The organism is Streptomyces sp. NPDC102278, assembly GCF_044766345.1.
Lineage (GTDB): Bacteria > Actinomycetota > Actinomycetes > Streptomycetales > Streptomycetaceae > Streptomyces.
Window position 1 is genome coordinate 266,490 of the sequence record NZ_JBIWLV010000004.1, and the last position, 26,287, is coordinate 292,776.

Here is a 26,287-nt window from a genome sequence, read left to right on the forward strand (position 1 = left end):
CATCCATGAAGCGCCGGATCTTCGACGCCGACCACGAGGCGTTCCGCGACACCGTGCGCACCTTCCTGAACAAGGAGGTGCTGCCGCACTACGACGCGTGGGAGAAGGACGGCATCGTCGGCCGGGGGGCCTGGCTGGCGGCCGGCCGGCAGGGCCTGCTGGGCCTCGCCGTCCCCCAGGAGTACGGCGGTGGCGGGAACGCCGACTTCCGCTACGCCGCAGTGATCGCCGAGGAGTTCACCCGGGCGGGCGCCGCCGGGCTCGCGATCGGCCTGCACAACGACATCATCGGCCCCTACCTGACCTCGCTGGCCACCGAGGAACAGAAGCGCCGCTGGCTGCCGGGCTTCTGCAGCGGCGAGATCATCACCGCCATCGCGATGACCGAACCGGGCGCGGGCTCCGACCTCCAGGGGATCCGGACCACCGCCGAGGACGCCGGCGACCACTGGGTGCTCAACGGCTCCAAGACGTTCATCTCCAACGGGATCCTCGCCGACCTCGTGATCGTGGTCGCCAAGACCACCCCCGAGGGCGGGGCGCACGGCATGTCCTTGCTGGTCGTCGAGCGGGGCGCGGAGGGCTTCGAGCGCGGCCGCAACCTCGACAAGATCGGCCAGAAGGCCCAGGACACCGCCGAGCTGTTCTTCCACGACGTCCGGGTCCCGAAGGAGAACCTCCTCGGGGAACTCGACGGCGCGTTCGTCCACCTGATGACCAACCTCGCGCAGGAGCGGATGGGCATAGCCATGGCCGGCATCGCCGCCGCCGAGTACCTGCTGGAGATCACCACCGCGTACGTCAAGGAACGCGAGGCCTTCGGCCGACCGCTGTCCAAGCTCCAGCACATCCGGTTCGAGATCGCGGAGATGGCCACCGAGTGCGCCGTCACCCGTACCTTCCTCGACCGCTGCATCACCGACCACTCCAACGGGGAACTGGACCACGTCCACGCCTCGATGGCCAAGTGGTGGGCCACCGAACTGCAGAAACGGGTCGCCGACCGCTGCCTCCAACTGCACGGCGGCTACGGATACATGACCGAGTACCGGGTGGCGCGGGCCTTCGTGGACGGCCGCATCCAGACCATCTACGGCGGCACGACCGAGATCATGAAGGAGATCATCGGCCGTTCGCTGCTGGCCTGACGTCCCCCTCCGGCCGACCTCCCCGACCCACCCCTCCAGACCCTCGAAAGGCTTGACCAGTGAGCACCGAAGCGTACGTGTACGACGCGATCCGCACGCCGCGAGGCCGCGGCAAGGCCAACGGCTCCCTGCACGGCACCAAGCCGATCGACCTGGTCGTCGGCCTCATCCACGCCCTGCGCGAGCGCAACCCCGGCCTGGACCCGGGCACCATCGACGACATCGTCCTCGGCGTCGTCGGCCCGGTCGGCGACCAGGGATCCGACATCGCCCGCATCGCGGCCATCGCCGCCGGGCTGCCGGACACCGTCGCCGGCGTCCAGGAGAACCGCTTCTGTGCCTCGGGCCTCGAAGCCGTCAACATGGCCGCCGCCAAGGTCCGTTCCGGCTGGGAGGACCTGGTCCTCGCCGGCGGCGTGGAATCCATGTCCCGCGTCCCGATGGCCTCCGACGGCGGCGCCTGGTTCGCCGACCCGATGACCAACTGGGACACCGGCTTCGTCCCGCAGGGCATCGGCGCCGACCTGATTGCCACCATCGAGGGCTTCTCCCGCCGCGACGTCGACGAGTACGCGGCCCTGTCCCAGGAGCGCGCCGCCACCGCGATCAAGGACGGCCGCTTCGCCAAGTCGGTCGTGCCCGTCACCGACCGCAACGGCCTGGTCGTCCTGGACCACGACGAGTTCGTCCGCCCGGGCACCACGGCCGACACCCTCGCCAAGCTGAAGCCGTCCTTCGCGGACATCGGCGACCTCGGCGGCTTCGACGCCGTGGCCCTGCAGAAGTACCACTGGGTCGAGAAGATCGACCACGTCCACCACGCCGGCAACTCCTCCGGCATCGTCGACGGCGCCTCCCTCGTCGCCATCGGCTCCCGCGAGGCGGGCGAGCGCAACGGACTCGCCCCCCGCGCCCGGATCGTCTCCGCGGCGGTGTCCGGCTCCGAGCCGACCATCATGCTCACCGGCCCCGCACCGGCCACCCGCAAGGCCCTCGCCAAGGCCGGCCTGAGCATCGACGACATCGACCTCATCGAGATCAACGAGGCCTTCGCCGGCGTCGTGCTGCGCTTCGTCAAGGACATGGGCGTCTCCCTCGACAAGGTCAACGTCAACGGCGGCGCGATCGCGCTCGGCCACCCGCTGGGCGCCACCGGCGCGATGATCCTCGGCACGATCGTCGACGAACTGGAGCGCCAGGACAAGCGCTACGGCCTCGTGACCCTCTGCGTGGGCGGCGGCATGGGCGTCGCCACCATCGTCGAACGTCTCTGAACCGTCCCTGTATCCCAGACCCCGCCCCGACACGGCCCACACGGAAGTAGCGAACATGAGCGAGTCCACCACGATCCGCTGGGAACAGGACGAGACCGGCGTCGTCACCCTCGTCCTCGACGACCCCGACCAGTCCGCCAACACGATGAACCAGGCCTTCAAGGACTCCATCGCGGCCATCGCCGACCGCGCCGAGGCCGAGAAGGACTCCATCCGCGGCATCGTCTTCACCTCCGCCAAGAAGACCTTCTTCGCCGGCGGCGACCTCAAGGACATGATCCGGCTCCGCCCCGAGGACGCCGGTCTCGCCTTCGACACCGGCACCGAGATCAAGCGCTCGCTGCGCCGCATCGAGACCCTCGGCAAGCCCGTCGTCGCCGCCATCAACGGCGCCGCCCTGGGCGGCGGTTACGAGATCTGCCTGGCCTCCCACCACCGGATCGCCCTCGACGCCCCCGGCTCCAAGATCGGCCTGCCCGAGGTCACCCTCGGCCTGCTCCCCGCCGGCGGCGGCGTCACCCGCACCGTGCGGCTGATGGGCATCGCCGACGCGCTCCTCAAGGTGCTGCTCCAGGGCACCCAGTACACCCCGCGGCGCGCCCTGGAGAACGGCCTCGTCCACGAACTGGCCGCCACCCCCGAGGAGATGCTGACCAAGGCGCGCGCCTTCATCGACGCGAACCCCGAGTCGAAGCAGCCCTGGGACGTACCCGGTTACAAGATCCCGGGCGGCACCCCGTCCAACCCGCGCTTCGCCGCCAACCTCCCGGCGTTCCCCGCGAACCTCAAGAAGCAGCTGGGCGGCGCCCCCTACCCGGCGCCGCGCAACATCCTGGCCTGCGCCGTCGAGGGCTCCCAGGTGGACTTCGACACCGCGCTGACCATCGAGGCCCGCTACTTCACCGAGCTGGTCACCGGACAGACCGCCAAGAACATGATCCAGGCGTTCTTCTTCGACCTCCAGGCCGTCAACGCGGGCCGCAGCCGCCCGCAGGGGATCGGGCCGCGCACGGTCCAGAAGGTGGCCGTCCTCGGCGCCGGGATGATGGGCGCGGGCATCGCCTACTCCTGCGCCCGCGCGGGCATCGACGTGGTCCTCAAGGACGTCACCGTCGAGGCCGCCGCCAAGGGCAAGGAGTACTCGCGCAAGCTGCTGGACAAGGCGGTCTCCCGGGGTCGGACCACCGAGGCCCAGCGGACGGAACTGCTGGCGCGGATCACCCCGACCGGCGACGCCGCCGACCTCGCCGGCTGTGACGCCGTGATCGAGGCCGTCTTCGAGGACACCTCGCTGAAGCACAAGGTGTTCCAGGAGACCCAGGACGTCATCGAGCCCGACGCGCTGCTCTGCTCCAACACCTCCACCCTGCCCATCACGGGCCTGGCGGAAGGGGTCTCGCGCCCCGTCGACTTCATCGGCCTGCACTTCTTCTCGCCCGTCGACAAGATGCCGCTGGTGGAGATCATCAAGGGCGAGCGCACCGGCGACGAGGCCATCGCCCGCGCCTTCGACCTGGTCCGCCAGATCAACAAGACCCCGATCGTGGTCAACGACTCGCGCGGCTTCTTCACCTCGCGCGTCATCGGCCAGTTCATCAACGAGGGCGTGGCGATGGTCGGCGAGGGCATCGAGCCCGCCTCCGTCGAACAGGCCGCCGCCCAGGCCGGCTACCCGGCCAAGGTGCTCTCCCTCATGGACGAGCTGACCCTGACCCTGCCCCGCAAGATCCGCAACGAGACCCGCAAGGCCTTCGAGGCCGAGGGCCGCACCTGGGCCGAGCACCCGGCGGACACGGTCATCGACCGGATGGTCGACGAGTTCGACCGCCCCGGGCGCAGCGGTGGCGGCGGCTTCTACGAGTACGACGAGGCCGGCAAGAGGGCCCGCATCTGGCCCGGCCTGCGCGAGCACTTCACCAAGCCCGGCGCCGAGATCCCCTTCGAGGACATGAAGGAGCGGATGCTCTTCTCCGAGGCGCTGGACACCGTCCGCTGCCTCGACGAGGGCGTGCTGACCTCGATCGCCGACGCCAACATCGGCTCCATCATGGGCATCGGCTTCCCGGCCTGGACCGGCGGGGTGATCCAGTACGTCAACGGCTACGAGGGCGGGCTGCCCGGCTTCGTCGCCCGCGCGCGGGAACTCGCCGCGACGTACGGCGAGCGCTTCACCCCGCCGGCGTCGCTGGTCGCGAAGGCCGAGCGGGGCGAGACGTACGCCGACTGACCGACCGCCGCGCGTCCCCCGGGGCCGATGCCCCGGGGGACGCGCGGCGCGGGCGCCGTTCGGGTCAGGCGTCCTCGTGGGCGTTCCCGTCGGGGTTGTCGTGGGCGTTCCCGCGGGCGGGGGAGTGCAGGGAGGCGAACACGCCCCGGTGCGCGGCGCCGTCCGGCGCGCTCCACCCCGCGGTGACCCCGCCGGCGGCCCCGGCCGGGCCGGCGTCCGGGGCCAGGGGCGTCAGGACCCGGGCGAACGCGAGCCGGGCCTGCCCGGGGCCGGCGACCCGTACGTCCGTGCCCCGCGCGGAGTCCGAGACCTCGGGCCGCTCCGCCGGGAGCAGCGCCGGCAGCCCCGGGCCGTCGAACCGGGCGGTCACGGACGGGTCGGGAGTGTCCGACTCGCTCTGTCGCTGCGGCACCGCACGGCCCTGGAACAGGGCCAGCAACTCGGCCACGAGCACCGGGTCGTGGGCCCCGTCGTACACCCAACGGGTCCCGAGCACCCCGTGCTCGGAGGTGCCGATCAGCGCGGCGTCGGCGCCGTCCAGCGGCGCTCCCCGGTAGGTGAGCGGCACGTGGTACGCGGTCGGGCGCTCGCCCGAGTCGTCGGTGACCACCATGAACTCGATGCCCACCTCGCCCGCGGGATCGTCGAGCCGGAAACCGCCGGCCCGCGCCAGGTCGGGTTCGGCGCCGGTGGGCAGGTACCACGGCCGGTCCGGCAGCCAGGCACCCAGGAGTTCCAGCTTGCCGGGGCTCATCGTGGTCTTGTGGATGATCGCCATGGGCCAGAACCTACCCCTCCGGTACGAAGGCCGCCCGAAGTTCTTGCTTCAGTGAGCGTTGGAAGGCCGTCACCAGCGCCTGGACGACCATGGGTTGCATGTGCGCGGACAGCGCCTTCATGGACTCCACCCGTTCCGGATCGCTCTCGCCCTCCGTGAACGGACCCCACACCTCGTCCCGGAACAGCGCCGTCAGCTCGTGCGCCGCGGTCCGCGCGTGCTCCAGCAACACCGTGCGGGCGGCCAGGATCGTCTCGTACGCGATCGGCACGTCCAGCAGGGCCACCCCGAGCCGCAACAGCCCCACGTCCACCCGGAAACCGGCCGCGGTCGGCGCCAGTACGTTCATGGCGGTCAGCCGCCGCAGGTCGGTGTCCGTCAGCGGTCGCCCGGCCCGCTTCTCCAGTTCCTCCCGCGAGGACTCCAACGCCGCGTCGGGCGCCCAGGTGGCCACCAACGCCCGGTGGATCGCCAGGTCGTGCGGGCTGAGGTCGTCCGGCAGCGCGTCCAGGTACCGCTCGATCGCCGACAGGGTCATGCCCTGGTGCTGCAACTCCTCGATCAGGGCCAATCGGGACAGGTGCTCCGGCCCGTAGTGGCCCACCCGACGGGGGCCGATCACGGGAGGGGGCAAAAGCCCGCGCGTGCTGTAGAAACGTACGGTGCGGACGGTCACACCCGCCCGGGCGGCCAGCTCGTCGACGGTGAGCGTGGGTTGCGGTGCCTGGGTGGTCATGGTCGCCGCCTCGCTCTCTGATCAGCACAGCCTGTTTGGCACGACCCGTTCATGCACAGCCTGTCTTCGGCACAGCCCTTTCGGTACCGAGGTTCAACAGTATTGCTGTCGCACCAACGATGTGAAACGGCCAGGAGCTGCCCATGACCACGAACCTGCGACTGCCCGGACGACCCGAGGAACTCACCCTCCCCTCCCTGCTGGCCCGCAACGCGACCGAGCACGGCGACCTCCCCGCCCTCTCGTGGCGCGAGGGATCCGGTTGGAAGACCCTCGACTGGAGCGAGGTCCGCCGCAAGGTCGCCGTCCTCGCCGCCGGCTACGCCGCCCTGGGCGTCGAGCGCGGCGAACACGTCCTGCTCATGATGGGCAACCGCCCCGAGCACTGGCTCACCGACCTGGCGCTCGTCCACCTCGGCGCGGTCCCCGTCACCGTGTACGCAACCTCCGCGCCCGAGCAAATAGCCCACATCGCCCGGCACAGCCGGGCGCGATTCGCCGTCGTTGAGGGAGCCCGCGAACTCGCCCGCTGGGAACCCCTGTTGACCGACGACACCGTCCCCCTGGAACGGCTCGTCGTCGTCGAGGCCGCCGACGCCGGCCCCCACGCCACCTACGGCTCCCTGTACGCGGGCGGCGCCCGGCTGCACCGCGCCGACGCCTTCGAGAAGGCCTGGCAGGAGATCCGTCCCGAGGACCCGCTGACCGTCGTCTACACCTCTGGCACCACCGGCGACCCCAAGGGGGTCCGCCTCACCCACCGCAACATCATGCTCCAGGCCGTGCGCCTCGACGGCAACGTGGACCTGCCCGAGCACGCCGAGCACATCTGCTACCTCCCCTTCGCGCACATCGCCGAACGGGTCCTCGGCATCTACCTCCCCCTCCTGCGCGCCGCGCACGTGCGGCTCTGCGCCGATCCCACCGCCGTCGCCGCCGCCGTGCGCGAACTGCGCCCCGTGCAGTTCTTCGGGGTACCCCGGGTGTGGGAGAAGCTCGCCGCCTCCGTACGCGCCGTCCTCGCGCGGCTGCCCGAGGAGCAGCGCCGTGCCATCGAGGCCGCCAACGACATGGCCCGGGCGCGCGCCGGCCACCGGGAGCGCGGCGAGGCGGTCCCGGCCGCGCTCGAAGCCTCGTACGCCGCCGCGAAGGAACGCGTACTGGACCCGCTGCTCGGGCTCGCCGGCATGGACCGGCTCCTGTGGACGGCCAGCGCCACCGCGCCGATGCCGATCGACGTCGTCCGCTTCTGGGCCGGCTGGGGCATCACCATCATGGACGCCTGGGGACTCACCGAGACCGCCGGCGTGTGCACGGTCAACCGCCCGGACGACTTCCGGCTCGGCTCGGTGGGCCGCCCGATCGAGGGCCTGGAACTCAGGCTCGCCGAGGACGGCGAGATCTTCACCCGCGGCGCCACGGTCTTCGGCGGCTACCTGCGGCCCGACGGGACGGTGGAGAGCGCGGCCGACCCCGAGGGCTGGTTCCCGACGGGGGACATCGGTCGGCTCGACGAGGACGGGTTCCTCTGGCTGACCGACCGCAAGAAGGAACTGATCATCACCTCGAACGGCAAGAACGTGTCACCCGCCCTGGTCGAGAACACCGTCAAGGAGCACCCGCTCATCGGCCAGGCCCTGGTCCACGGTGACGGCCGCTCCTACCTGGTCGCCCTGCTCGTCCTGGACCCCGAGCTGGCACCCGTCTGGGCGGCGGCCCGGGGCATCGAAGCCCCCTCGCTCGGCGCGCTCGCCGAGCACCCCGCCGTCGTCGAGGAGATCGCCCGCGCGGTGACGGCGGCCAACGCCCGCCTCAACCGCACCGAGCAGATCAAGCGCTACCGGTTGCTGACCGGGGAGTGGGGCCCCGAGACCGGTGAGCTGACGCCCTCACTGAAACTGCGCCGCCGGGTGATCCGCGAGAAGTACGGAGAGCTGATCGAGGGGCTGTACGAGGCCTCGTACGACACGCGCTGACCCGGACGGCCGTGTCCGGTGGGCGCCGGCGCCCACCGGACCAGGGTGAGGGAATGTCGACACGACGTGCTCCCTCCACGCCGCCGCCGCGCGCCGAGACGGGGTGAGCGCCCATGGGCGTGCTGACGACCCGATCGAACGGCGCCCCGCCGGGGGCGCCCTTGAGGCCGTCTCCGACGATCAGTTCCGGGTGATACCCGGCCGCCTTCAGGAGGGAGGCGCGCCCGTCCGGGCTCGCCGGAGTGGGCGGGGGTGTCCACGGCTTGTCCGCCGGCGGACCGTTGTGCTTGCCCATGTTCTTCTCCCAACGTGGTGTGAAGGGTGCGAGGATGCCCGCCGGGGTGGGCGGGGCTCAGCGGATGCCGAGAAGGATCACGGCGAGGAGACCGGCGACGATCGCGACGGACACGACCTGCCGCAGCCGCTCCGTCACCGGACCCCGCTCGACCGCCGCACGGTGAGCGCCGCGGCGAGCACGCGCGCGATGCGGGCCAGGTTCCGGGCGTGGTTCCAGTTCGCGTGGTCACCGCCGGCGCCAACCGGGCCGACGTCGATGAAGTACGTCCACTCGACCAGGGCCGCTCCCACCCGCTCCGTTCGCTGATCGGCGGACAGCGCCGTCACCGCGGCGTACAGGGCCTGCCCCGCGGTGATCAGATCGTCGACGAGACGGGCCACGCTCACGGCGTCGGGCCGATCCTCGTAGGAGGTCAGGGCCCGCGCGGCGAGTTCCTCGAAGTGCTGCGTGTCGTCGGGTGTCATGGGAGTGCTCCCTACCGTCGTCAGTGGGTGGTAGGACGACGGTAGGGCCGGCACCGGGAGAGCAGGGACACAGATTGTGCCCCCTTGCTTACGCAGTCAACACGCCCAACCGGACGGCGAGTTCGGAGGCCCGTCGACGGCGCTGCGGAGACTTCGCCTCCGCCTCTTCCAGGATGATGCGGCGAGCATGCCCGTTGTACTGAATCGTCTCGGGCGCGGCCTCGTGGGCCTGCGCGAGCGTGGCCAGCGCCACGCCAGGCTGGCCGTCAAGGTGGTAGGCGCGTGCCTGCTCGATCCGGTGCCGGGCCCGGCGCGGTCGGGACGGGATTGTCTCCGCCTCCGCGCGAGCAGCCTGCCGTGCCGACTCCCCGCCCGCGTGCAACTCGACGGCCACGGTCACCGCGTGAGCGCCGATGACCGACCGGGAGAAGCTCGTCACGGGGTGGAAGTAGTCGAAGGGTAGGGACTCGGCAAGGGCGCGCGCGCTGTCCCAGTACCTCCATGCCGTGCCCGTCTCGCCCCGACGCGCGGCAGTGAGGCCGGCCTCGACGGTCAGTGCCCCCGCCACGGCCCGCACGTCCGCACCGGCGTCGGGAAGGAGAGGCGTCAGGTAGCGAAGCGTCTCCAGGGTGACGGCGTCGGCAGCGTCCAGGTGCGTGCTCTCGCGGTGGGCCTGCGTGGTCAGCCACGCGGCGAGACCGATGGCGTGCGGGTCCTCGGAGTCCTGGGCGGCCATCATGCCGCGCTCGGCCACACGCCAGACGAGAGGAGCATCGGGCTGGTAGGCGCAGAAGAACTGTGCAAGGAAGTAGACCTGTGCCAGCGAAGCCTGAGCGGCCTTCCGGTCGGCGACCGTGTCCGCCGCTCGGACCGTGGCCTGCGCGTCCTGGATGAGGTCCGGCAGCAGTGACCCGATGACGTCGCGGTGGTTCGGTGCGGAGTGCCGGGCCTGCCACGCTCGGGACAGGCGGGCGGACAGGTGCTCGGCAGACGGAGCCTGGCGAGTACCACCGAGCTGCAGTGTGTTGAGGGCCTCGCGGACTGCGGCGAACCGCGGGTGTCCGGGCCCGGTGAACAGTGCGATGTGGATGGACTGATCTCCCGTGAGGTCGGAGAGGTTTCCGACACGGAGTACTTCGGCGACGCGAAGGATGATCGGCAGAGCCGGAGTCTTCAGTCGGCCGGTCTCAAGGGCCTTGACCCACGATCCGGACCGGCCGACGAGGCCACCGAGTTGATCGCGGGTGAGCCCGCGGCGGTTGCGGAGGATCTGAAGTCTCTGGCCGAAGGCCAACTGTTCGCGGTACGGGTCCGGGGTGTCATCGGTGGACATGTGCCTTGCCCCTCTCCTTGCAGCTCGACACCGACAGGGTAGGGGGCAGGGCAGCCTTCGTGTGATCCAGAACGCACGAAAGCGCCCCGCCCGCCCGGAGGCGAGAGGGCGCGTCGTGTTTCCGGGTTACCGCGCTCAGCGGCCGATCGTCGGGTAGTGGTCCGACAGGTTGGTGTACGTGTACGACGTGCCCCAGCTGGAGACGGTCCAGGGCGCCGACTGCTCCTTCACCACGTTGTTCTCCCAGGCCGCCGGGCGGGCGTTGCCCTTGCGGTAGAGCACGTAGTCCAGGTCCTCGCGGGGGTCCGTCGGGTAGCGGTAGGTCGCGATCGAGTTCTGCGCCGTGTCGAAGGAGTACGGGTGGCCCGTGCGCGAGTCGGCGCCGGCCAGGTCCGCGTCCGCGAGCATCGAGGCGTGCTCGGGGGTGTGGGAGTCGACGTTCATGTCACCCGCGACGATGACCTGCTCGTTCGCCGGGATGTTCTTGCCGTCCAGGAACGCGTCGATGTTCTTGAACTGCCGGCTGCGCATCTGCGCCGCCTCACCCGCGCCGCACCCCGGGTCGGTGGACTGGGCGTGGGTGCCGACCACGTGCACCTTCGCGCCGTTCACGTTCAGGACGGCGTAGGCGAAGCCCTTGTTGGACCACCAGTCGGCGCCGCAGGCGTCCTTGTAGACGACCTGCTCCTTGCGGACGATCGGCCACTTGCTCAGGATGGTGACGCCCCCGTCCTCCGGGGTGGTGGCGGAGTAGGCGCCGCCCGTGGCGTCCCAGCCGCTCTTGCTCCGGCCCACGACCGGGGTCTGGTACGGGTACCGCGCGGCCGAGTTGGCCTTCAGCGCGTCCGAGGCGCCGTTGTCGAAGGCCTCCTGGAGCACGACCACGTCGTGGCCCTGGTAGAAGGATGCCTTGGGGATCTCCGCCGCCCGGTGGTCCTGGCCCCAGTTGGGGTACAGGCTCTTGCTCATCAGGAACACGTTGTACGTCAGGACGTCGAGCCGGGGGGTCGCGGCGCTCTCCGCGGCCGTGGCGGCCGGCGCGGTGGTGACGGCCAGCGCGCCGGCGGCGACCGCGGCGACGGCCGTGGCGACGGCGCGACGAGAGCGGGGCGAGATCTGCAGCATGGAGGTCTCCATCATTCCTGCGGGGGAAGATCGACGCCGTCATACAAGCAGCACCAGTTACCTCTGGGTAACACCCATGCAGAGACTTTCTGTCCGGGGGACGGCCGTCCGGTGCTCGCATACTTGTGTCATGAAGCAGACGGACCCCACATCCCCCGCCGGACCGACGGCCGCGCGCCGCCCCGACCCCGAGCCGCCCGCGCCCGGCGGAGTGCTGTGGACCATCGCCGGGGACGTTCGGGCGCTGCTGATGCTCCCCGCCGCCTTCACGATGCAGGTCGCCCACCCCGCCATCGGCGCCGGCGTCGACCAGTACTCCGTCTTCCGCACCGACCCCTGGGGGCGGGGCGAACGCTCGCTGCGCTCGGTCCAGCTCTGGGTGTACGGCGGCGACGAGGCCGCCGCCGAGGGCCGTCGGGTACGCCGCCTCCACAAGGAGATCCAGGGCACCGACACCCGGGGCCGGCGCTACCACTCGCTCGACCCCGCCTGCTACTCCTGGGTGCACGCCACCGGCTTCCCGGTCTACCTGTACGCCGGGCGGTACCTGCTGCGCCGCTTCACCCCCGCCCAGGAACGCCGGCTCTACCGCGAATGGCTCCAGGTCGGCCGGATCCTCGGCATCCACGACCGGGACATGCCGCAGACCATCGAGGAGTACTGGGTCTACTACCGCCGGATGCTGGCCGAGGAGATCGAGTCCACCCCGGTCTCCCGCGAGCTGGTCGCCACCGACGTGCCCCTGCCCCGTCCCGAGGGCGGCTCGCCGGCCGTCCGGCTCCTGCTGCGCCTGACCTGGCCGGTCCTGCGGGCGGTGTTCCTGCGCTTCCGCGCCTTCGTCACCGCCGGCTACATGCCCCCCGAGGCCCGCGCGGCCGTCGGACTGGAGTGGACCCCGGCCCAGGAGCGCCGGCTCCGGCGGTTCAGCACGGCCGTACGGCTCCTCGTACCGCTGCTCCCGGAACGGCTGCGCTACCTGCCCCTGGCCCGGGAGGCGCGGGCACGCCGACGCGCCGGCGCCCACTGAGGGACGCCGGCGCGAGCGGCCGAGCGGGATCCCCGGGGATCGGTCGAGCAGGACCCGGGGACAGCCGGGCGATCCCGGGATCCGAGGATGAGACTCAGTGGTCGTGGATCGAGTTCGTCGCGGCGATCTTCTTCCAGGACTTCGGCTCCACCGGCTTGACGGCCGGCGCCTTCAGCGACCGGGCCGACGGGGAGGCGGCGGCCGACGGGGCGAAGGCCGGCTTGCCGGCGGTGTACAGCCAGGTCTCGAAGAGCTGCGCGAGGGGCTTCTTGGAAATCTTCTCCGCGTAGCGGACGAAGTCCCCGACCTTGGCGTTGCCGTAGGCGCGCTCGGTCGGCCACCCCTTGAGGATCTGGAAGAACTTCTCGTCGCCGATCTCGTTGCGCAGCGCCTGGATGGCGATCGCGCCACGGTCGTACACGGCGCCGTGGAACTGGTTCTCCGCACCCGGGTCACCCGGCTTGACCTGCCAGAACGGGTCCTCGGCGGCGCGGGAGGCGTACGTCCACTCGGCCAGCTCCTGCGCCGTGCCCTCGCCCTCCTTCTCCGACCACAGCCACTGGCTGTACCGGGCGAAGCCCTCGTTGACCCAGATGTCCTTCCAGTTGTCCACGGACACGCTGTCGCCGTACCACTGGTGCGCCAGCTCGTGGACGACCACCGAGACGTTCGAGCCGTTGGCGAACTGCTTCGGGCTGTAGAACGGCCGGGTCTGGGTCTCCAGCGCGAACCCGCTGGGAACGTTCGGGACGTAGCCGCCCAGCGCGTTGAAGGGGTACGGGCCGAAGACCCCCTCCAGCCACTCAGCGACCTCGCCGGTCCGCTCCACGCTGGCGCGCGCCGCGCCGTCGTTGTCGCCGAGGTCCTTGCTGTACGCGTTCAGGATCGGCAGCCCGCTCGCCGTCTTGTCGGTGGTGATGTCGAACTTGCCGATGGCGAGCGTGGCCAGGTAGGTGGCCTGCGGCTTGTTCGAGCGCCAGTTGTAGCGGGTCCAGCCCAGCTTCGAACTCTGCGACTGGAGCACGCCGTTGCTGATGGCCTGGGTGCCGTCCGGGACGTTGACGGAGACGTCGAAGGTGGCCTTGTCGAGCGGGTGGTCGTTGCTCGGGAACCACCAGATCGCCGAGTCGGGCTCCTGCGCCGCCACCCCGCCGTCCGGGGTGCGCTGCCACGCCGACCAGCCGTCGACCTTGAACTCCGAGGGCTTTCCTGCGTACTTGACGACGACGCTGGCCTGCTTGTTCCGCTGGAGCGGCTGGGCCGGCGTCACTTCCAGCTCCTGGGTGCCGGAGGTGGCGAACTTCGCCTTCACCCCGTTGACCCGGATCTCGCTCACCTTGAGACCGAAGTCGAGGTTGAAGCGGGACAGGTCCTGCCGGGCGGTCGCCAGGAGGGTGGCGGTGCCCTCCAGGAGGTCCGTCTTCGGCTGGTACTGCAGGCGCAGGTCGTAGTGCGAGATGTCGTACCCGCCGTTGCCGCTCGCCGGGTAGTAGGTATCGCCGATACCCGCGGCGCCCGGGACGGAACTCGCCGCGGACGCCGGGATCACCAGCAGGAGGGAGGCGGCGAGCACGCTCGGGGCGATGACTTTCCGATGCACGAAGAGCTCCAAGGGGTAGGGGAGACAGTGCCGTTCAGGGGTCTCGTCGTTCGACCGTATTCACGCGCGGTGCCCCACGTCATGTCCATGGCCCCTGCTGTCACATGATCGCCATTCGGCCGTCACAGGCAGTCGGTTCCGACCTCCGGCGTGTCGGGCGCCGCGCACCCGACGGCGACCGCCCCAGCTCGGCACGGCCACCCCGCCGTGGCGGGGCGCGTACGGCGGCCGGCCCGGCCCGCCGGCCCGCTCCGCGAGAAAGTCCGGAAAGATGCGGGGCGGCGCGGGGCGGGGGTCGCGGGGGAGGTGGCCGGGAGGGGTCCGGCACCGGACTCGCAACCGACCACTTTCCGCCATACTAAGCAGTCGGTAACCTGCCGGGTATGACTCTTCCCCCACGCGCCGCCCGACACTGCTGGCACGCGGTGGTCAACCCGCTGCACGCCCTCATCTACTTCTCCCCGGACCTCGCGAAGGAGTTCGCCGCCCTCGGGGTCACCGACCGCGTCGCGGTCAACCTCGCCGGCCGGTCGGCCGCCATGGGCGCCGTCGGCCCCGGCACCGTGACCGCCACCTTCTACAACTACCGCCACGACCTCGTCGCCCGGCACCTGCCCGCCGTCTGGGACACCCTCACCCCCGAGCAGGCCCTCGCCGCCCGGCTCCGCGCCGCCGACGCCACCCTGCGCCGCCTCCTCGGCGCCGAGACCATCGAGTCCGCCGAACTCGCCGAGACCGCCGACCTCGCCCTGCGCGCCGCCGAGGGATGCACCCGACACGCGCGCGTCCTGTACTCCGCCCACGCCGACCTCCCCGTCCCCGAGGAACCGCACCTGCGGCTGTGGCACGCCGCCACCCTGCTGCGCGAACACCGCGGCGACGGCCACCTGGCCGCCCTGCTGCTCGCCGGCCTCGACCCCGTCGAGGCCCTGATCAGCCACACCGCCACCGGCCGCGGCATGACCCCGAAGTGGCTCAGGGCCACCCGCGGCTGGGAACCCGCCGACCTGGACGCGGCCGCCGACCGGCTGCGCGGACGCGGCATCCTCGACGCCGACAACGAACTCACCGCGCACGGCAAGGCCGTACGGGAGGCACTGGAATCCGACACCGACCGCCTGGACGCCGCCCCGTACGAACACCTCGGCGCGAGCGGCCTGGCCCGCCTGGGCGAGCTGGGCGGAGCCCTCGCCGCGAAGGCGTTCGCCGCCGGCGCCTTCCCCCCCGACCTCATCGGCAAGGCCTGAGGGCCCGCCGGCGACCGGCCCGCGACACGGCTCCCGGCGTCCGTCACCGGCACCTGCCACAATTGGCAGCCTTCCACGCATCCCATGCAGACGTACGAAGGCAGGCAGGACCGCACCGTGACGATGTCCATCGAAGGCAGGATCGCCGAGGAGCTCGGCGTACGGGAGCGGCAGGTCAGGGCCGCCGTCGAGCTGCTCGACGGCGGCTCCACCGTGCCGTTCATCGCTCGCTACCGCAAGGAGGCGACCGAGATGCTCGACGACGCCCAGTTGCGCACCCTGGAGGAGCGCCTGCGGTACCTGCGCGAGCTGGAGGACCGCCGCGCGGCCATCCTCGACTCCGTGCGGGAGCAGAACAAGCTCGACGCCGAGCTGGAGGCCCGGATCAACGCGGCCGACACCAAAGCCCGGCTGGAGGACATCTACCTGCCCTTCAAGCCCAAGCGGCGCACCAAGGCGCAGATCGCCCGCGAGGCCGGCCTGGCGCCGCTCGCCGAGGGACTGCTGGCCGACCCCACCGTCGAACCGGCCGTCGCCGCCGCCGCGTTCGTGGACGCAGACAAGGGGGTCGCCGATCCGGCCGCCGCCCTGGAGGGTGCCCGCGCCATCCTCACCGAGACGTTCGCCGAGGACGCCGACCTCATCGGTGAGCTGCGCGAGCGCATGTGGGGGCGCGGCCGGCTCGCCTCGAAGGTCCGCGAGGGCAAGGAGGAGGCGGGCGCCAAGTTCGCCGACTACTTCGACTTCGCCGAACCCCTCACCGCGCTGCCCTCGCACCGGGTCCTGGCCATGCTCCGCGGCGAGAAGGAGGACGTCCTCAGCCTCGACCTGGAGCCGGAGGAGCCGAGCGACACGCCCGGCCCCTCCACGTACGAGGGCATGGTCGCGCGCCGCTTCGGCGTGGGCGACCGGGGCCGCCCGGGCGACAAGTGGCTGGCCGACACGGTCCGCTGGGCCTGGCGCACGAAGATCCAGGTGCACCTGGGCATCGATCTGCGGACGCGCCTGCGCGCCGCCGCCGAGGACGAGGCCGTACGGGTCTTCGCGGCCAACCTGCGCGACCTGCTGCTCGCCGCGCCCGCCGGCACCCGCGCGACGCTCGGCCTGGACCCGGGCTTTCGCACCGGCGTCAAGGTGGCCGTCGTGGACGCCACCGGCAAGGTCGTGGCCACCGACGTGATCCACCCGCACGTCCCCGCCAACAAGTGGGACGAGTCCCTGGCGAAGCTGGCCCGGCTGGCCAAGGAGCACGCGGTCGACCTGATCGCCATCGGCAACGGCACGGCCTCCCGCGAGACCGACAAGCTGGCCGGCGACCTCATCACCCGCCACCCCGAGTTGGGGCTGACCAAGGTGATGGTGTCGGAGGCCGGCGCGTCCGTGTACTCCGCCTCCGCGTTCGCCTCGCAGGAACTCCCGGACATGGACGTGTCGTTGCGCGGCGCGGTCTCCATCGCCCGGCGCCTTCAGGACCCGCTGGCCGAACTGGTCAAGATCGACCCGAAGTCGATCGGCGTCGGCCAGTACCAGCACGACCTGTCCGAGGTGAAGCTCTCCCGCTCCCTCGACGCGGTGGTCGAGGACTGCGTGAACGGCGTCGGGGTCGACGTCAACACCGCCTCCGCGCCACTGCTCTCACGCGTCTCGGGCATCAGCGGCGGCCTCGCCGAGAACATCGTGGCCCACCGCGACGCCAACGGCCCCTTCCGCAACCGCAAGGGCCTCAAGGGCGTGGCCCGGCTGGGCCCGAAGGCCTACGAGCAGTGCGCGGGCTTCCTGCGGATCCGCGACGGGGACGACCCGCTGGACGCCTCCAGCGTGCACCCCGAGGCCTACCCGGTGGTCCGGGCGATGGGGAAGACGGCGGGCGGCGAGGTGGCGTCCCTGATCGGCAACGGCGCGGTCCTGCGGTCCCTGCGGCCGGAGCAGTTCGTCACCGAGACCTTCGGCCTGCCGACCGTCACGGACATCCTGCGCGAGCTGGAGAAGCCGGGCCGCGACCCGCGACCCGCCTTCAAGACGGCGACCTTCAAGGAGGGCGTCGAGAAGATCGGCGACCTGGCCCCGGGGATGATCCTGGAGGGCGTGGTCACCAACGTGGCCGCCTTCGGGGCGTTCATCGACATCGGCGTGCACCAGGACGGGTTGGCGCACGTCTCCGCGCTGTCGAAGACCTTCGTCAAGGACCCGCGCGACGTGGTGAAGCCGGGCGACATCGTCCGCGTGAAGGTCATGGACGTGGACATCCCGCGCAAGCGGATCTCGCTGACGCTGCGGTTGGAGGACGAGGCCGACCGTTCCCCGGGGGCGCCCCGGGACCGCGAGGAGCGCCGGGGCGGCGGCCGACCGCCGCAGCAGCGGGGCGCGGCCCCGCAGGGGGGCCAGGGCCGACGGGGCCAGGCGGGGCAGGGCGGCCAGAGCGGCCAGGCGGGCCAGGGCGGTCAGCGCCAGGGCGGCGGTCAGGGCCGGGGCGGTCAGGGCGGTCAGCGGCAGGGCGCCGGCCAGGGATCCGGGGCGCCGGCGCCCGCCAACAGCGCGATGGCCGACGCCCTGCGCCGGGCCGGCCTCACCGGCAAGGAGGAGCGCCGAGGCCGCTGAGGGCGGCAGTGCGTGAGATCACGTCGAGGATGGCCGAATAGGTTCTCCACAGGGGGACATACCTTGCCAAGCGCCTCAACTGATCTGTAGGGATGGTGGAACGCCCGTTCGTGACGCGCGGACGGGCTTCCGCATTTCCCCTCAGGGGCCGAACTCCTCGGGGCCGTCCCATGGCACAGGATGTAATGCCCATGCCCACGCACGCCTATGAACGCTGCCCGAGAAAGGGTCCGAAGAGGGAAGACATGCCCTATGGGAATCTCAGTCTGCGCAAACGGTGCGAGATCATTCTCGGCCATCTGGACCTGACGCATCCTTTTTCACTCGACGGCCTGTGCGCCCGGATGGCGGAGCAGCGCGGCCGCCCGATCCGACTGCACCCGCTGCCCAAGGAAGCCGCCGAGTCCGGGGTCTGCGGACTGTGGGTGGGCACCGCCCGCGTCGACTACGTCTTCTACGAGGCCCAGACCACCCCGCTGCACCGGGAGCACATCGTGCTCCACGAACTGGGACACATCCTCTTCGGGCACCACTCGCTGGAGGGCGAGGAGAGCGACGGCCGCGCCCCCGTGGTCCTGGGCCGCACCAACTACACCACCCGCCAGGAGCAGGAGGCCGAGATGCTCGCGAGCATGATCCGCATGCGCGCCGCGGGACCCGGCCCGCAGTCCGGCACCGTCCACCGCGGCGCCCTGGCCCGGCTGGAGTCCGCCATGGGGTACGAACGGGGTGCGCGCGATGGCGGCTGAACTGACCGCCGTCGGCGACTGGCTCGCCGTCCCCAGCGTGGTGATCCTGTGGCTCGCCGTCCTGCTGCGGGCCCCCGGCGCCCTGCGCTCCCCACAACAGCGCGGCCTGTGGCTCGCCGTCGCCACCGCCGCCGCCGCGATGACCTTGAACCTGCCCGCCGTCGTCGCCTACGCGACGAGCCGCGACCCCGCCTACGCCCACTCCGTCGGCCTGGTGCGCAACCTCATCGGCGTCCTCTCCGCAGGAGCCGTCCTCTACTTCGTGGCCGCCGCCACCCGCGGCCGGGGACTCCAACTCGCCGCCTGGATCGGCACCTCGGCCTGGCTCGCGACCCTCGTCGCACTGGACGCCGCCGCGCCCGCACACGGCACCCACACCATGCCGCCGGTCGGCGACCCCGTGCCCTCCCTCGCCTACTGGCTGGTGCTGATCTGCGCCCATCTCGTCGCCAACACCGTCTGCGTGTACGTCTGCCGGCGCTACAGCCGCCGGACCGAGAGCCGGGGACTCGCCCTGGGCCTGCGGCTGTTCGGGCTGGGCACCGCGCTGGCGGGCCTGTTCTGGTTCGCGTACCTCCTCAAGGCCCTGTTCGCCAACACCTGGGCCATGCCCGCCCTGCCGCTGATGATGAACCTGCACGGACTGTTGCGTGCCGCCGCGATCCTGGTGCCGACCCTCTTCGTGCTGCGCCGCACCACCACCGACATCGCCACCGCCTGGCGGCTGTGGCCCCTGTGGCGGGACCTGGTCCAGGCCGTGCCGCACGTGGTGCTCTCGGCCTCACGGGCCGGGCGGGTCATGGAACTGCTGTGGCCGCCCATGCCACGCCATCTGCTCGTGTACCGCAAGGTCATCGAGACGCGCGACGCCATCCTGATCCTCGGGGAGTACGTGGCCCCGGGCATACCGGAGCTCGCCCGCAGCCATGTCGCCGGCAGCCAGATCCCCGAACAGCGGCGCACCGCCGCCGCGTTGGCGTGCGTGCTCAAGGAGGCCCGACAGACCAAGCTCGCGGGACTGCCCGGCCGGCAGCCCGGGGACACGGCGGTCCTGGAACTGCCGGCCGCGATCCAGGCCTCCGGGGAGGGCGGCGATCTGGAGGAGGAGGCCCGCTTCCTCGTCGACGTCGCGGAGGCCTACGCCTCACCGTCGACCACCGGCTTCACCCCCTGACCCGACCTCGCCCGACCCGCTCCACCCGACCGTTCGACGACACGGAAGTGACGCTCCCTTGACCACCGTTCTGATCACCGGGGCCGGCGCCGGCCTCGGCGCGGCCTTCGCGCGCGGCTTCGCCGCCAAGGGCTGCGACCTGGTGCTCGTGGCCCGCGACAAGGGCAGGCTCGACGCCGTCGCGGCCGACCTCGGCCGGGAGTTCGGCGTGACCTGCGAGGTGCTGCCCGCCGACCTGCTCGACGCCGAGGAGTGCGCGGGCGTCGCGCAGCGGCTCGCCGACCGGGACCGCCCCGTCGACATCCTGGTCAACAACGCCGGCTTCGGGCTGCCCGCGCCCTTCCCGTACAACCCGATCGCGGACGAGGAACGGATGCTGGACCTCCTCGTCAAGGTCCCGCTGCGCCTCACCCACGCCGTCCTGCCCGGGCTGCGCGAGCGCCGCCGGGGCGCGGTGCTCAACGTCTCGTCCGTCGCCGGACTGCTCCCGACGGGGACGTACGGGGCGGCCAAGGCCTGGGTCACCGCGTTCAGCGAGTCGCTGCGCGTCGACCTGGAGCCGTACGGGGTCCGGGTGCTGGCGGTGGTCCCGGGCTTCACCCGCACCGAGTTCCAGCAGCGCGCCGGGATGGACGTCAGCGCCCTGCGCGAGGCCGTGTGGCTGGAGCCGGACGCGGTGGTCGCCAAGGCCCTGCGGGACCTGGCCCGCCGTCGGCCGCTCAGCATCACGGGCCGGCGCTATCAGGCGTACGCGCTCGCCGTACGCCACCTCCCGCGCGGGTTCGTCGCACGGAAGATGGCCCGCGAACGACGCGCCCCCGGGCAGGGCCCCGCGCGGTGAGGCGCGCGGGCGGGGAGCCGGGCCGCGACGGGGCGCCCGGCCCCGTCAGGGGGACGCTCCGCCGTACTACAGCTCGGCGACCTTGCCGTCCGCGACCTCCAGCCGGCGGGTCACCTGGACCGCCTCCAGCATCCGGCGGTCGTGGGTGACCAGCAGCAGGGTCCCCTCGTACGACTCCAGCGCCGCCTCCAACTGCTCGATGGCGGCGAGGTCGAGGTGGTTGGTGGGCTCGTCCAGCACCAACAGGTTCACCCCGCGGCCCTGGAGCAGCGCCAGGGCCGCCCGGGTGCGCTCACCGGGCGAGAGGGTGGCGGCCGGGCGCAGCACGTGCACCGCCTTCAAGCCGAACTTGGCGAGCAGGGTGCGGACTTCGGCGGGCTCGGTCTCGGGGACCGCCGCGCAGAACGCCTCCAACAGCGGTTCGTCGCCGAGGAACAGCCCGCGGGCCTGATCGACCTCGCCGACCAGGACGCCCGAACCGAGCGTGGCCGAGCCGGAGTCGGGGGTGAGCCGGCCCAGCAGCAGGGCGAGCAGGGTGGACTTCCCGGCGCCGTTGGCCCCCGTGATCGCGACCCGGTCCGCCCAGTCGATCTGCAGGTGCGCCGGGCCGAAGGTGAAGTCCCCCCGCCGGACGCTCGCCTCGCGCAGGGTGGCGACCACCGAGCCGGAGCGCGGCGCCGCGGCGATCTCCATCCGCAGCTCCCACTCCTTGCGGGGTTCGTCCACGACCTCCAGCCGCTCGATCGCGCGCTGCGTCTGGCGGGCCTTGGAGGCCTGCTTCTCGCTGGCCTCGCTGCGGAACTTCTTGCCGATCTTGTCGTTGTCGGTGGCCTTGCGGCGGGCGTTCTTGACGCCCTTGTCCATCCAGCCGCGCTGCATCGCGGCCCGGCCCTCCAGCGCGGAGCGCTTGTCCGCGTACTCGTCGAACTCCTCACGGGCGTGGCTGCGGGCCCGCTCGCGCTCCTCCAGGTAGGCGTCGTAGCCGCCGCCGTACAGGTTGACCTGCTGCTGCGCCAGGTCGAGCTCCAGCACCTTGGTGACGGTGCGGGCGAGGAACTCGCGGTCGTGGCTGATGACGACGGTGCCCGCGCGCAGGCCCTTCACGAACCGCTCCAGCCGCTCCAGACCGTCGAGGTCCAGGTCGTTGGTGGGCTCGTCCAGCAGGAACACGTCGTAGCGGGAGAGGAGCAGGGACGCCAGACCGGCGCGGGCCGCCTGCCCGCCGGACAGCGCCGTCATCGGAAGGTCGAGCCCGACGGAGAGACCGAGGTCGTCGGCCACCTCCTGGGCCCGCTCGTCGAGGTCGGCGCCGCCGAGGTTCAGCCACCGGTCGAGGGCCTCCGCGTACGCGTCGTCGGAGCCGGGGGCGCCGTCCACGAGCCCCTGCGTGGCCGCGTCCAGCTCGGCCTGCGCGTCGGCGACACCGGTGCGGCGGGCGAGGAACTCCCGGATCGACTCGCCCTCGCGCCGCTCGGGCTCCTGCGGGAGGTGCCCCACGGCGGCGGCCGGCGGCGACAGCCGCAGCTCGCCCGTCTCGGGGGCGTCCAGACCGGCGAGCAGGCGCAGCAGGGTCGACTTTCCGGCGCCGTTGACGCCGACGAGGCCGATGACGTCCCCGGGGGCGACGACGAGGTCGAGATCGGCGAACAGCGTGCGCTCACCGTGCGCGGCGGTGAGCTTCTTGGCGACGAGGGTTGCAGTCATGATCTGTCGATCCTATCGGCGCGGCGCGCCCGTCAGGTGCCCAGGACCCGTAGGCCCGCCCACAGCGCGGTGACCGCCGCCACGATCGCCGTCGGGGTGGTCAGGAGGCCCAGGCGGGTGAAGTCGCCCAAGGTCACCCGGTGTCCGTGCGTGTGCAGCAGGCGCCGCCACAGCAGCGTGGCCAGCGAGCCCGCGTAGGTGAGGTTCGGGCCGATGTTGACGCCGATCAGGACCGCCAGCACCGGGCCCGCCCCGCCCGGGGCGGCCAACGGGAGCAGGGCCAGCACCGCGGGCAGGTTGTTGATCAGGTTCGCCAGCAGGGCGGCCACCCCCGCGACCGCGAGCAGCGCCGGCAGGGAGTCGCCGGCCGGCAGCACCGCGGCCAGTCCGTCGCCGAGCCCGTGGTTCACCACCCCCGCGACCACGACCCCCAGCGCCAGCACGAACAGGCAGAACGCGGGCGCCGCGGAGGCCACGACCCGCCGCGGGGTGGTCTCGCGGCGCCACAGCGCCCGTACGGCCAGGACCACCGTGCCGGCCAGCGCCGCCCAGACCGGGCTCGCACCCGCGAGGGAGGCCACGGCGAAGCCGGCCAGGGTCAGCGCGAGCACCACCAGGGCGAAACGGGGCATCGGCGCGACCTCGGCCGCCTCCGGCACGTGCTCCGGCGGGGCGCCCAGGTCGGCGCGGAAGCAGCGCCGGAACACCGCGTACTCCACCGCGATGGCCACCAGCCACGGCAGGGTCATCAGCGCGGCGAACCGGGTGAAGTCGAGCCCGCTCGCCGCGAAGGCGAGCAGATTGGTCAGGTTCGACACGGGCAGCAGCAGGGACGCCGTGTTCGCGAGGTGCGCGGTGGCGAAGACGTGGGGCCGGGGCCGGGCGCCGAGCCGGGCCGCCGTCGCCAGCACCACCGGGGTGAGCAGCACCACCGTCGCGTCCAGGCTCAGCGTGGCCGTGACCACCGAGGCGATCACGAAGACCCCGCCCAGCAGGGTGACGGGCCCGCGCCCGGCGGACCGACGGGCCACGGCCGCCCCGGCGGCCCGGAAGAGCCCCTCGTCGGCACACAACTGCGCGAGGGCCAGGATCACGGCGAGGAACCCGACCACCGGCAGCAGTTCCCGGACCTGGGTCCACGCGTCGGCGGGCGACACCACCCCGAGCGCGATGAGCAGGCCGGCCGCCGGCACCGCCGCCGTCGCCTCGGGCAGACCGCGCGGGCGGACCACGGCGAAGGCCAGCACGGAGAGCAGCAGCGCGATCGAGAGGGATTCGGCGAGGACGGTGTTCAGGGGACTGCTCCGGACGGTTCGGGCGGGGGCGAGGTCGGGCCAGGACGGTCCGGACAGGATCGCATCCTGACCGCAGGTGTCCGGATAGGTGGGATGCCCGTCATTGCGGCCATCGGCCGCCGGGTCACACCATGGAGCCATGTCGTCGCGAAACGTGCTGGTCGTCCTCTATGACGGCGTGCAGAGCCTGGACGTGACCGGTCCCGTGGAAGTGTTCGCGGCGGTCGCGCGCTTCCCCGGGCGCCGGGGTTACGAGATCCGTACCGTCTCCCCGGGCGGAACGCCCGTCCGTACGAGCAGCGGCCTGACGCTCGTGCCGGACGGGGATCTGGAGAGCGCCCGGCCCGACGCGGGGACCACGCTGCTGGTGCCCGGCGGACGGTACACGGGTGACTTCGAACCCCGGATCACCGAGTGGCTGCGCGTGCACGGGGGTCACGCGGGGCGTCTGGTGTCGGTGTGTACCGGGGGGCTCCTGTTGGCCGAGGCGGGGCTGCTGGACGGGCACCGGGCGACCACGCACTGGGTGGTGTGCGATCAGATGGCCCGGGCCTATCCGGCCGTCACCGTCGAGCCGGACCCGATCTACGTGCGGGACGGACGGGTCACCACCTCCGCCGGGGTCACCGCCGGGATCGACCTCGCGCTCGCGCTGGTGGAGGAGGACCACGGGCGGGACACGGCGCTCGTGATCGCCCGGCACCTGGTGGTGTTCCTGCGCCGGCCCGGCAACCAGGCCCAGTTCAGTGCGCAACTGGCGGCGCAGACGGCGCGGCGGGAACCGCTGAGGGACGTCCAGCAGTGGATCGCCGAGCACCCGGGCGAGGACCTCGGCGTGGAGGCCCTCGCGGCCCGCGCCGCCCTGTCGCCCCGGCACTTCGCACGGGCCTTCCAGGCGGAGACGGGGGTGACGCCCGGACGGTACGTCGAGCGGGTGCGGGTGGAGCACGCGCGACGTTTGCTGGAGGAGGGCGCGGAGGGCGTGGCGCAGATCTCGCGGGCCTGCGGCTACGGCACGCCGGAGGCGCTGCGCAGGGCCTTCGTGAGGACCCTGGGCCAGTCCCCGGCCGAGTACCGCCGCCGGTTCGGCCGGCCGGCCCCGCCGTGAACCGCGCGGGTCCCGCCGTGAACCGCGCAGGCCCGGGCGTGGACCGCGCGGGCCCCGGCAGGACCACGAGGCACCGACACGACCACGAGTTTGCCGGGTGCGGGACCCCGCGCCCGGACGATCACCGCTCAGGAGGAGCCATGCAGATCGCCGTACTGCTCTACGACGGGTTCACCGCCCTCGACGCCATCGGACCCTTCGACACCCTCGGTCGCCTCCAGGGGGCCGAGACCGTCTTCGTCTCCGAGCACCCGGGGCCCGTGCGCACCGACAACGGGAGCCTCGCGCTCGTCGCCGACAAGTCGCTGGGCGAGGTGACCCGCCCGGACGTCATCGTCGTTCCCGGCGGGCCGCACCCCGAGACGCACATGCGCAACCCGGCCGTGCTCGACTGGCTGCGCGGGGTGGACGCCACCACGACGTGGACCACGTCCGTGTGCACGGGCTCGCTCCTGTTGGCCGCCGCCGGCCTGCTCGACGGGCGGCGGGCCGCGGGCCACTGGCTGTACCTGGACCGGTTGCCGGCGTTCGGGGTCGAACCCACCGGGGAGCGGGTGGTCTTCGACGGGAAGTACGTGACGGCCGCCGGGGTGTCCTCCGGCATCGACATGGGGCTCACGCTGCTCGGCCGGATCGCGGGGGACGAGTTCGCGCAGATCGTGCAGCTGATGACCGAGTACGATCCGCAGCCTCCCTACGACGCCGGTTCCCCCGAGAAGGCCCCGGCCGAGATCGTCGCGATGCTGCGCGGGCTCAACGCGGCGGAGGCGTCCAGGTGAAGGCGGGGGCCCGGCGTTCCAGGAACGCGGCCACGCCCTCCGCGGTGTCACCGCTTCCGGCCGCCTGATCCGACCAGTACGCGTCCCGGTCCCCGCGACCGTCCGCGAACTCCTTCGCGGCGCCCTGGGTGAGTGCGGAGCGCGACGCCAGGATCCGGGTGAACTCGGCGACCCGCTTGTCCAGTTCACCGGCCGGCAACAGCTCGTCGAGGAACCCGGTGCGCAGCGCCCGATCGGCGTCGATCAACTCGGCGGAGAAAAGGAGGTACTTGGCGGTCGCGGGGCCCACGAGGCTGGCCAACCTCCGTGTCGAGGAGGCCGGGTAGACGATGCCGAGCTTCGCCGGGGTGACCCCGTACGAGGAGCCCTCCTCGGCGAACCGGAGGTCGCACGCCGCCGCCAGCTGGCTGCCGCCGCCCACGCAGAAGCCGCGGATGGCGGCGAGCGTGGGCTTGGGGAAGGCGGCCAGGGCCTCCTCGGCCGCGACGGCCAACGCCTGCGGATCGTCGGATCCCGTCAGCGAGGAGATGTCGGCGCCCGCGCAGAAGGTCGCCCCGGCTCCGGTCAGCACGAGGACCCGTACGGCGGGGTCGGCCGCCAGGCCGGACAACAGGCCCGGCAGGGCCCGCCACATGTCGGCCGTCATGGCGTTGCGCTTGGCGGGGTGGGAGACGACGACGGTGGCGACCCCGCCGGCCACGCTGTGAAGGAGGGCTGCGTCCATGCGCCGGATGCTATCCCGGGCCGTCGATCCGATGATCGGGGGAGGGGGAGTCGGTCCGGGCCGCCCGGCCCGGTCGGGGAGG

Annotated in this window: 21 protein-coding genes; 12 read left to right on the plus strand and 9 right to left on the minus strand. The window is 72.2% G+C overall.

Annotated elements, in window-relative coordinates:
• Positions 1–5: 5 nt before the first annotated feature.
• From ACIRO3_RS13470 to ACIRO3_RS13480, 3 genes are read left to right on the plus strand one after another with little or no spacing between them, the layout of a single operon-like run.
• Positions 6–1,148, plus strand: a complete 1,143-nt coding sequence (locus ACIRO3_RS13470) for an acyl-CoA dehydrogenase family protein (RefSeq protein ID WP_404135809.1) — start codon at positions 6–8, stop codon at positions 1,146–1,148.
• Between the two features lie 59 nt (positions 1,149–1,207).
• Positions 1,208–2,422, plus strand: coding sequence for an acetyl-CoA C-acetyltransferase (locus ACIRO3_RS13475; RefSeq protein WP_361772495.1), 1,215 nt, complete (start codon positions 1,208–1,210; stop codon positions 2,420–2,422).
• Positions 2,423–2,477: 55 nt separating this feature from the next.
• Positions 2,478–4,649: a 3-hydroxyacyl-CoA dehydrogenase NAD-binding domain-containing protein gene (locus tag ACIRO3_RS13480; RefSeq protein ID WP_404135813.1), complete on the plus strand. Its 2,172-nt coding sequence runs from the start codon at positions 2,478–2,480 to the stop codon at positions 4,647–4,649.
• A 64-nt stretch (positions 4,650–4,713) separates the two neighbouring features.
• Here ACIRO3_RS13480 and ACIRO3_RS13485 read toward each other — a convergent pair whose 3' ends face one another.
• Complete coding sequence (locus tag ACIRO3_RS13485) at positions 4,714–5,427, minus strand: 1,4-alpha-glucan branching protein (RefSeq protein WP_404135816.1); 714 nt, start codon at positions 5,425–5,427, stop codon at positions 4,714–4,716.
• A gap of 10 nt (positions 5,428–5,437) precedes the next feature.
• Complete coding sequence (locus ACIRO3_RS13490) at positions 5,438–6,163, minus strand: MerR family transcriptional regulator (RefSeq protein ID WP_404135819.1); 726 nt, start codon at positions 6,161–6,163, stop codon at positions 5,438–5,440.
• 143 nt (positions 6,164–6,306) lie between these two features.
• Here ACIRO3_RS13490 and ACIRO3_RS13495 point away from each other — a divergent pair, with 143 nt between their 5' ends.
• Entirely contained in the window at positions 6,307–8,139 is a 1,833-nt protein-coding gene (locus tag ACIRO3_RS13495; RefSeq protein WP_404135822.1) for an AMP-dependent synthetase/ligase, read from the plus strand.
• A 429-nt stretch (positions 8,140–8,568) separates the two neighbouring features.
• On the opposite strand, the gene ACIRO3_RS13500 is transcribed toward ACIRO3_RS13495, so the two are convergent.
• The 3 genes from ACIRO3_RS13500 to sph all read right to left on the minus strand — a co-directional run bounded on the left by ACIRO3_RS13500 (position 8,569) and on the right by sph (position 11,359).
• A complete protein-coding gene (locus ACIRO3_RS13500) occupies positions 8,569–8,901 on the minus strand; it encodes a DUF6415 family natural product biosynthesis protein (protein ID WP_404135825.1) in 333 nt (110 codons plus the stop codon).
• Positions 8,902–8,989: 88 nt separating this feature from the next.
• Positions 8,990–10,234, minus strand: coding sequence for a helix-turn-helix domain-containing protein (locus ACIRO3_RS13505; protein ID WP_404135827.1), 1,245 nt, complete (start codon positions 10,232–10,234; stop codon positions 8,990–8,992).
• Positions 10,235–10,369: 135 nt separating this feature from the next.
• Positions 10,370–11,359: a sphingomyelin phosphodiesterase gene (sph, locus tag ACIRO3_RS13510; protein WP_361772882.1), complete on the minus strand. Its 990-nt coding sequence runs from the start codon at positions 11,357–11,359 to the stop codon at positions 10,370–10,372.
• Between the two features lie 130 nt (positions 11,360–11,489).
• Here sph and ACIRO3_RS13515 point away from each other — a divergent pair, with 130 nt between their 5' ends.
• A complete protein-coding gene (locus tag ACIRO3_RS13515; protein WP_404135831.1) occupies positions 11,490–12,386 on the plus strand; it encodes an oxygenase MpaB family protein in 897 nt (298 codons plus the stop codon).
• Positions 12,387–12,480: 94 nt separating this feature from the next.
• Here ACIRO3_RS13515 and ACIRO3_RS13520 read toward each other — a convergent pair whose 3' ends face one another.
• The gene (locus ACIRO3_RS13520) at positions 12,481–13,986 is read right to left on the minus strand and encodes a M1 family metallopeptidase (protein ID WP_404135834.1); all 1,506 of its coding nucleotides are present in this window, start codon (positions 13,984–13,986) and stop codon (positions 12,481–12,483) included.
• Positions 13,987–14,369: 383 nt separating this feature from the next.
• Here ACIRO3_RS13520 and ACIRO3_RS13525 point away from each other — a divergent pair, with 383 nt between their 5' ends.
• The 5 genes from ACIRO3_RS13525 to ACIRO3_RS13545 all read left to right on the plus strand — a co-directional run bounded on the left by ACIRO3_RS13525 (position 14,370) and on the right by ACIRO3_RS13545 (position 20,595).
• Positions 14,370–15,233 carry an SCO6745 family protein gene (locus ACIRO3_RS13525; protein WP_366147903.1) on the plus strand — a complete coding sequence of 288 codons (864 nt, stop codon included), beginning with the start codon at positions 14,370–14,372 and terminating at the stop codon, positions 15,231–15,233.
• A gap of 117 nt (positions 15,234–15,350) precedes the next feature.
• Positions 15,351–17,831, plus strand: a complete 2,481-nt coding sequence (locus tag ACIRO3_RS13530; RefSeq protein ID WP_404136309.1) for a Tex family protein — start codon at positions 15,351–15,353, stop codon at positions 17,829–17,831.
• Between the two features lie 245 nt (positions 17,832–18,076).
• On the plus strand, positions 18,077–18,580 hold the full coding sequence (locus ACIRO3_RS13535; protein ID WP_361772894.1) for a hypothetical protein: 504 nt from the start codon (positions 18,077–18,079) through the stop codon (positions 18,578–18,580).
• Positions 18,570–19,754 (plus strand): MAB_1171c family putative transporter, encoded by a 1,185-nt coding sequence (locus tag ACIRO3_RS13540; protein WP_404135839.1) that lies wholly within the window; start codon positions 18,570–18,572, stop codon positions 19,752–19,754. Before ACIRO3_RS13535 ends, ACIRO3_RS13540 begins: the two co-directional genes overlap by 11 nt.
• Before the next feature lie 58 nt (positions 19,755–19,812).
• Positions 19,813–20,595, plus strand: coding sequence for an SDR family NAD(P)-dependent oxidoreductase (locus ACIRO3_RS13545; RefSeq protein ID WP_361772900.1), 783 nt, complete (start codon positions 19,813–19,815; stop codon positions 20,593–20,595).
• Between the two features lie 66 nt (positions 20,596–20,661).
• On the opposite strand, the gene ACIRO3_RS13550 is transcribed toward ACIRO3_RS13545, so the two are convergent.
• Positions 20,662–22,299: an ABC-F family ATP-binding cassette domain-containing protein gene (locus tag ACIRO3_RS13550; RefSeq protein WP_404135843.1), complete on the minus strand. Its 1,638-nt coding sequence runs from the start codon at positions 22,297–22,299 to the stop codon at positions 20,662–20,664.
• Positions 22,300–22,331: 32 nt separating this feature from the next.
• A complete protein-coding gene (locus ACIRO3_RS13555; RefSeq protein WP_404135846.1) occupies positions 22,332–23,735 on the minus strand; it encodes an ArsB/NhaD family transporter in 1,404 nt (467 codons plus the stop codon).
• On the opposite strand from ACIRO3_RS13555, the gene ACIRO3_RS13560 reads away from it, so the two are divergent.
• Both ACIRO3_RS13560 and ACIRO3_RS13565 read left to right on the plus strand, forming a co-directional pair.
• Positions 23,734–24,702, plus strand: a complete 969-nt coding sequence (locus ACIRO3_RS13560; RefSeq protein WP_404135849.1) for a GlxA family transcriptional regulator — start codon at positions 23,734–23,736, stop codon at positions 24,700–24,702. The two genes, ACIRO3_RS13555 and ACIRO3_RS13560, sit on opposite strands and share 2 nt — an antisense overlap.
• 140 nt (positions 24,703–24,842) lie before the next feature.
• Positions 24,843–25,481, plus strand: a complete 639-nt coding sequence (locus ACIRO3_RS13565; protein WP_361772909.1) for a DJ-1/PfpI family protein — start codon at positions 24,843–24,845, stop codon at positions 25,479–25,481.
• On the opposite strand, the gene ACIRO3_RS13570 is transcribed toward ACIRO3_RS13565, so the two are convergent.
• Complete coding sequence (locus tag ACIRO3_RS13570) at positions 25,456–26,205, minus strand: enoyl-CoA hydratase/isomerase family protein (RefSeq protein ID WP_404135852.1); 750 nt, start codon at positions 26,203–26,205, stop codon at positions 25,456–25,458. The genes ACIRO3_RS13565 and ACIRO3_RS13570 overlap by 26 nt on opposite strands.
• Positions 26,206–26,287 lie beyond the last annotated feature (82 nt).

What these genes read in the sequence shown, in the direction of transcription:
- ACIRO3_RS13470 (WP_404135809.1), top strand. Translation starts at nt 6, where the DNA reads ATGAAGCGCCGGATCTTCGACGCCGACCACGAGGCGTTCCGCGACACC.
- ACIRO3_RS13480 (WP_404135813.1), top strand. Translation starts at nt 2,478, where the DNA reads ATGAGCGAGTCCACCACGATCCGCTGGGAACAGGACGAGACCGGCGTC.
- ACIRO3_RS13485 (WP_404135816.1), bottom strand. Translation starts at nt 5,427, where the DNA reads ATGGCGATCATCCACAAGACCACGATGAGCCCCGGCAAGCTGGAACTC.
- ACIRO3_RS13490 (WP_404135819.1), bottom strand. Translation starts at nt 6,163, where the DNA reads ATGACCACCCAGGCACCGCAACCCACGCTCACCGTCGACGAGCTGGCC.
- ACIRO3_RS13495 (WP_404135822.1), top strand. Translation starts at nt 6,307, where the DNA reads ATGACCACGAACCTGCGACTGCCCGGACGACCCGAGGAACTCACCCTC.
- ACIRO3_RS13500 (WP_404135825.1), bottom strand. Translation starts at nt 8,901, where the DNA reads ATGACACCCGACGACACGCAGCACTTCGAGGAACTCGCCGCGCGGGCC.
- ACIRO3_RS13505 (WP_404135827.1), bottom strand. Translation starts at nt 10,234, where the DNA reads ATGTCCACCGATGACACCCCGGACCCGTACCGCGAACAGTTGGCCTTC.
- sph (WP_361772882.1), bottom strand. Translation starts at nt 11,359, where the DNA reads ATGCTGCAGATCTCGCCCCGCTCTCGTCGCGCCGTCGCCACGGCCGTC.
- ACIRO3_RS13515 (WP_404135831.1), top strand. Translation starts at nt 11,490, where the DNA reads ATGAAGCAGACGGACCCCACATCCCCCGCCGGACCGACGGCCGCGCGC.
- ACIRO3_RS13525 (WP_366147903.1), top strand. Translation starts at nt 14,370, where the DNA reads ATGACTCTTCCCCCACGCGCCGCCCGACACTGCTGGCACGCGGTGGTC.
- ACIRO3_RS13535 (WP_361772894.1), top strand. Translation starts at nt 18,077, where the DNA reads ATGCCCTATGGGAATCTCAGTCTGCGCAAACGGTGCGAGATCATTCTC.
- ACIRO3_RS13540 (WP_404135839.1), top strand. Translation starts at nt 18,570, where the DNA reads ATGGCGGCTGAACTGACCGCCGTCGGCGACTGGCTCGCCGTCCCCAGC.
- ACIRO3_RS13550 (WP_404135843.1), bottom strand. Translation starts at nt 22,299, where the DNA reads ATGACTGCAACCCTCGTCGCCAAGAAGCTCACCGCCGCGCACGGTGAG.
- ACIRO3_RS13560 (WP_404135849.1), top strand. Translation starts at nt 23,734, where the DNA reads ATGTCGTCGCGAAACGTGCTGGTCGTCCTCTATGACGGCGTGCAGAGC.
- ACIRO3_RS13555 (WP_404135846.1), bottom strand. Translation starts at nt 23,735, where the DNA reads ATGGCTCCATGGTGTGACCCGGCGGCCGATGGCCGCAATGACGGGCAT.
- ACIRO3_RS13565 (WP_361772909.1), top strand. Translation starts at nt 24,843, where the DNA reads ATGCAGATCGCCGTACTGCTCTACGACGGGTTCACCGCCCTCGACGCC.
- ACIRO3_RS13570 (WP_404135852.1), bottom strand. Translation starts at nt 26,205, where the DNA reads ATGGACGCAGCCCTCCTTCACAGCGTGGCCGGCGGGGTCGCCACCGTC.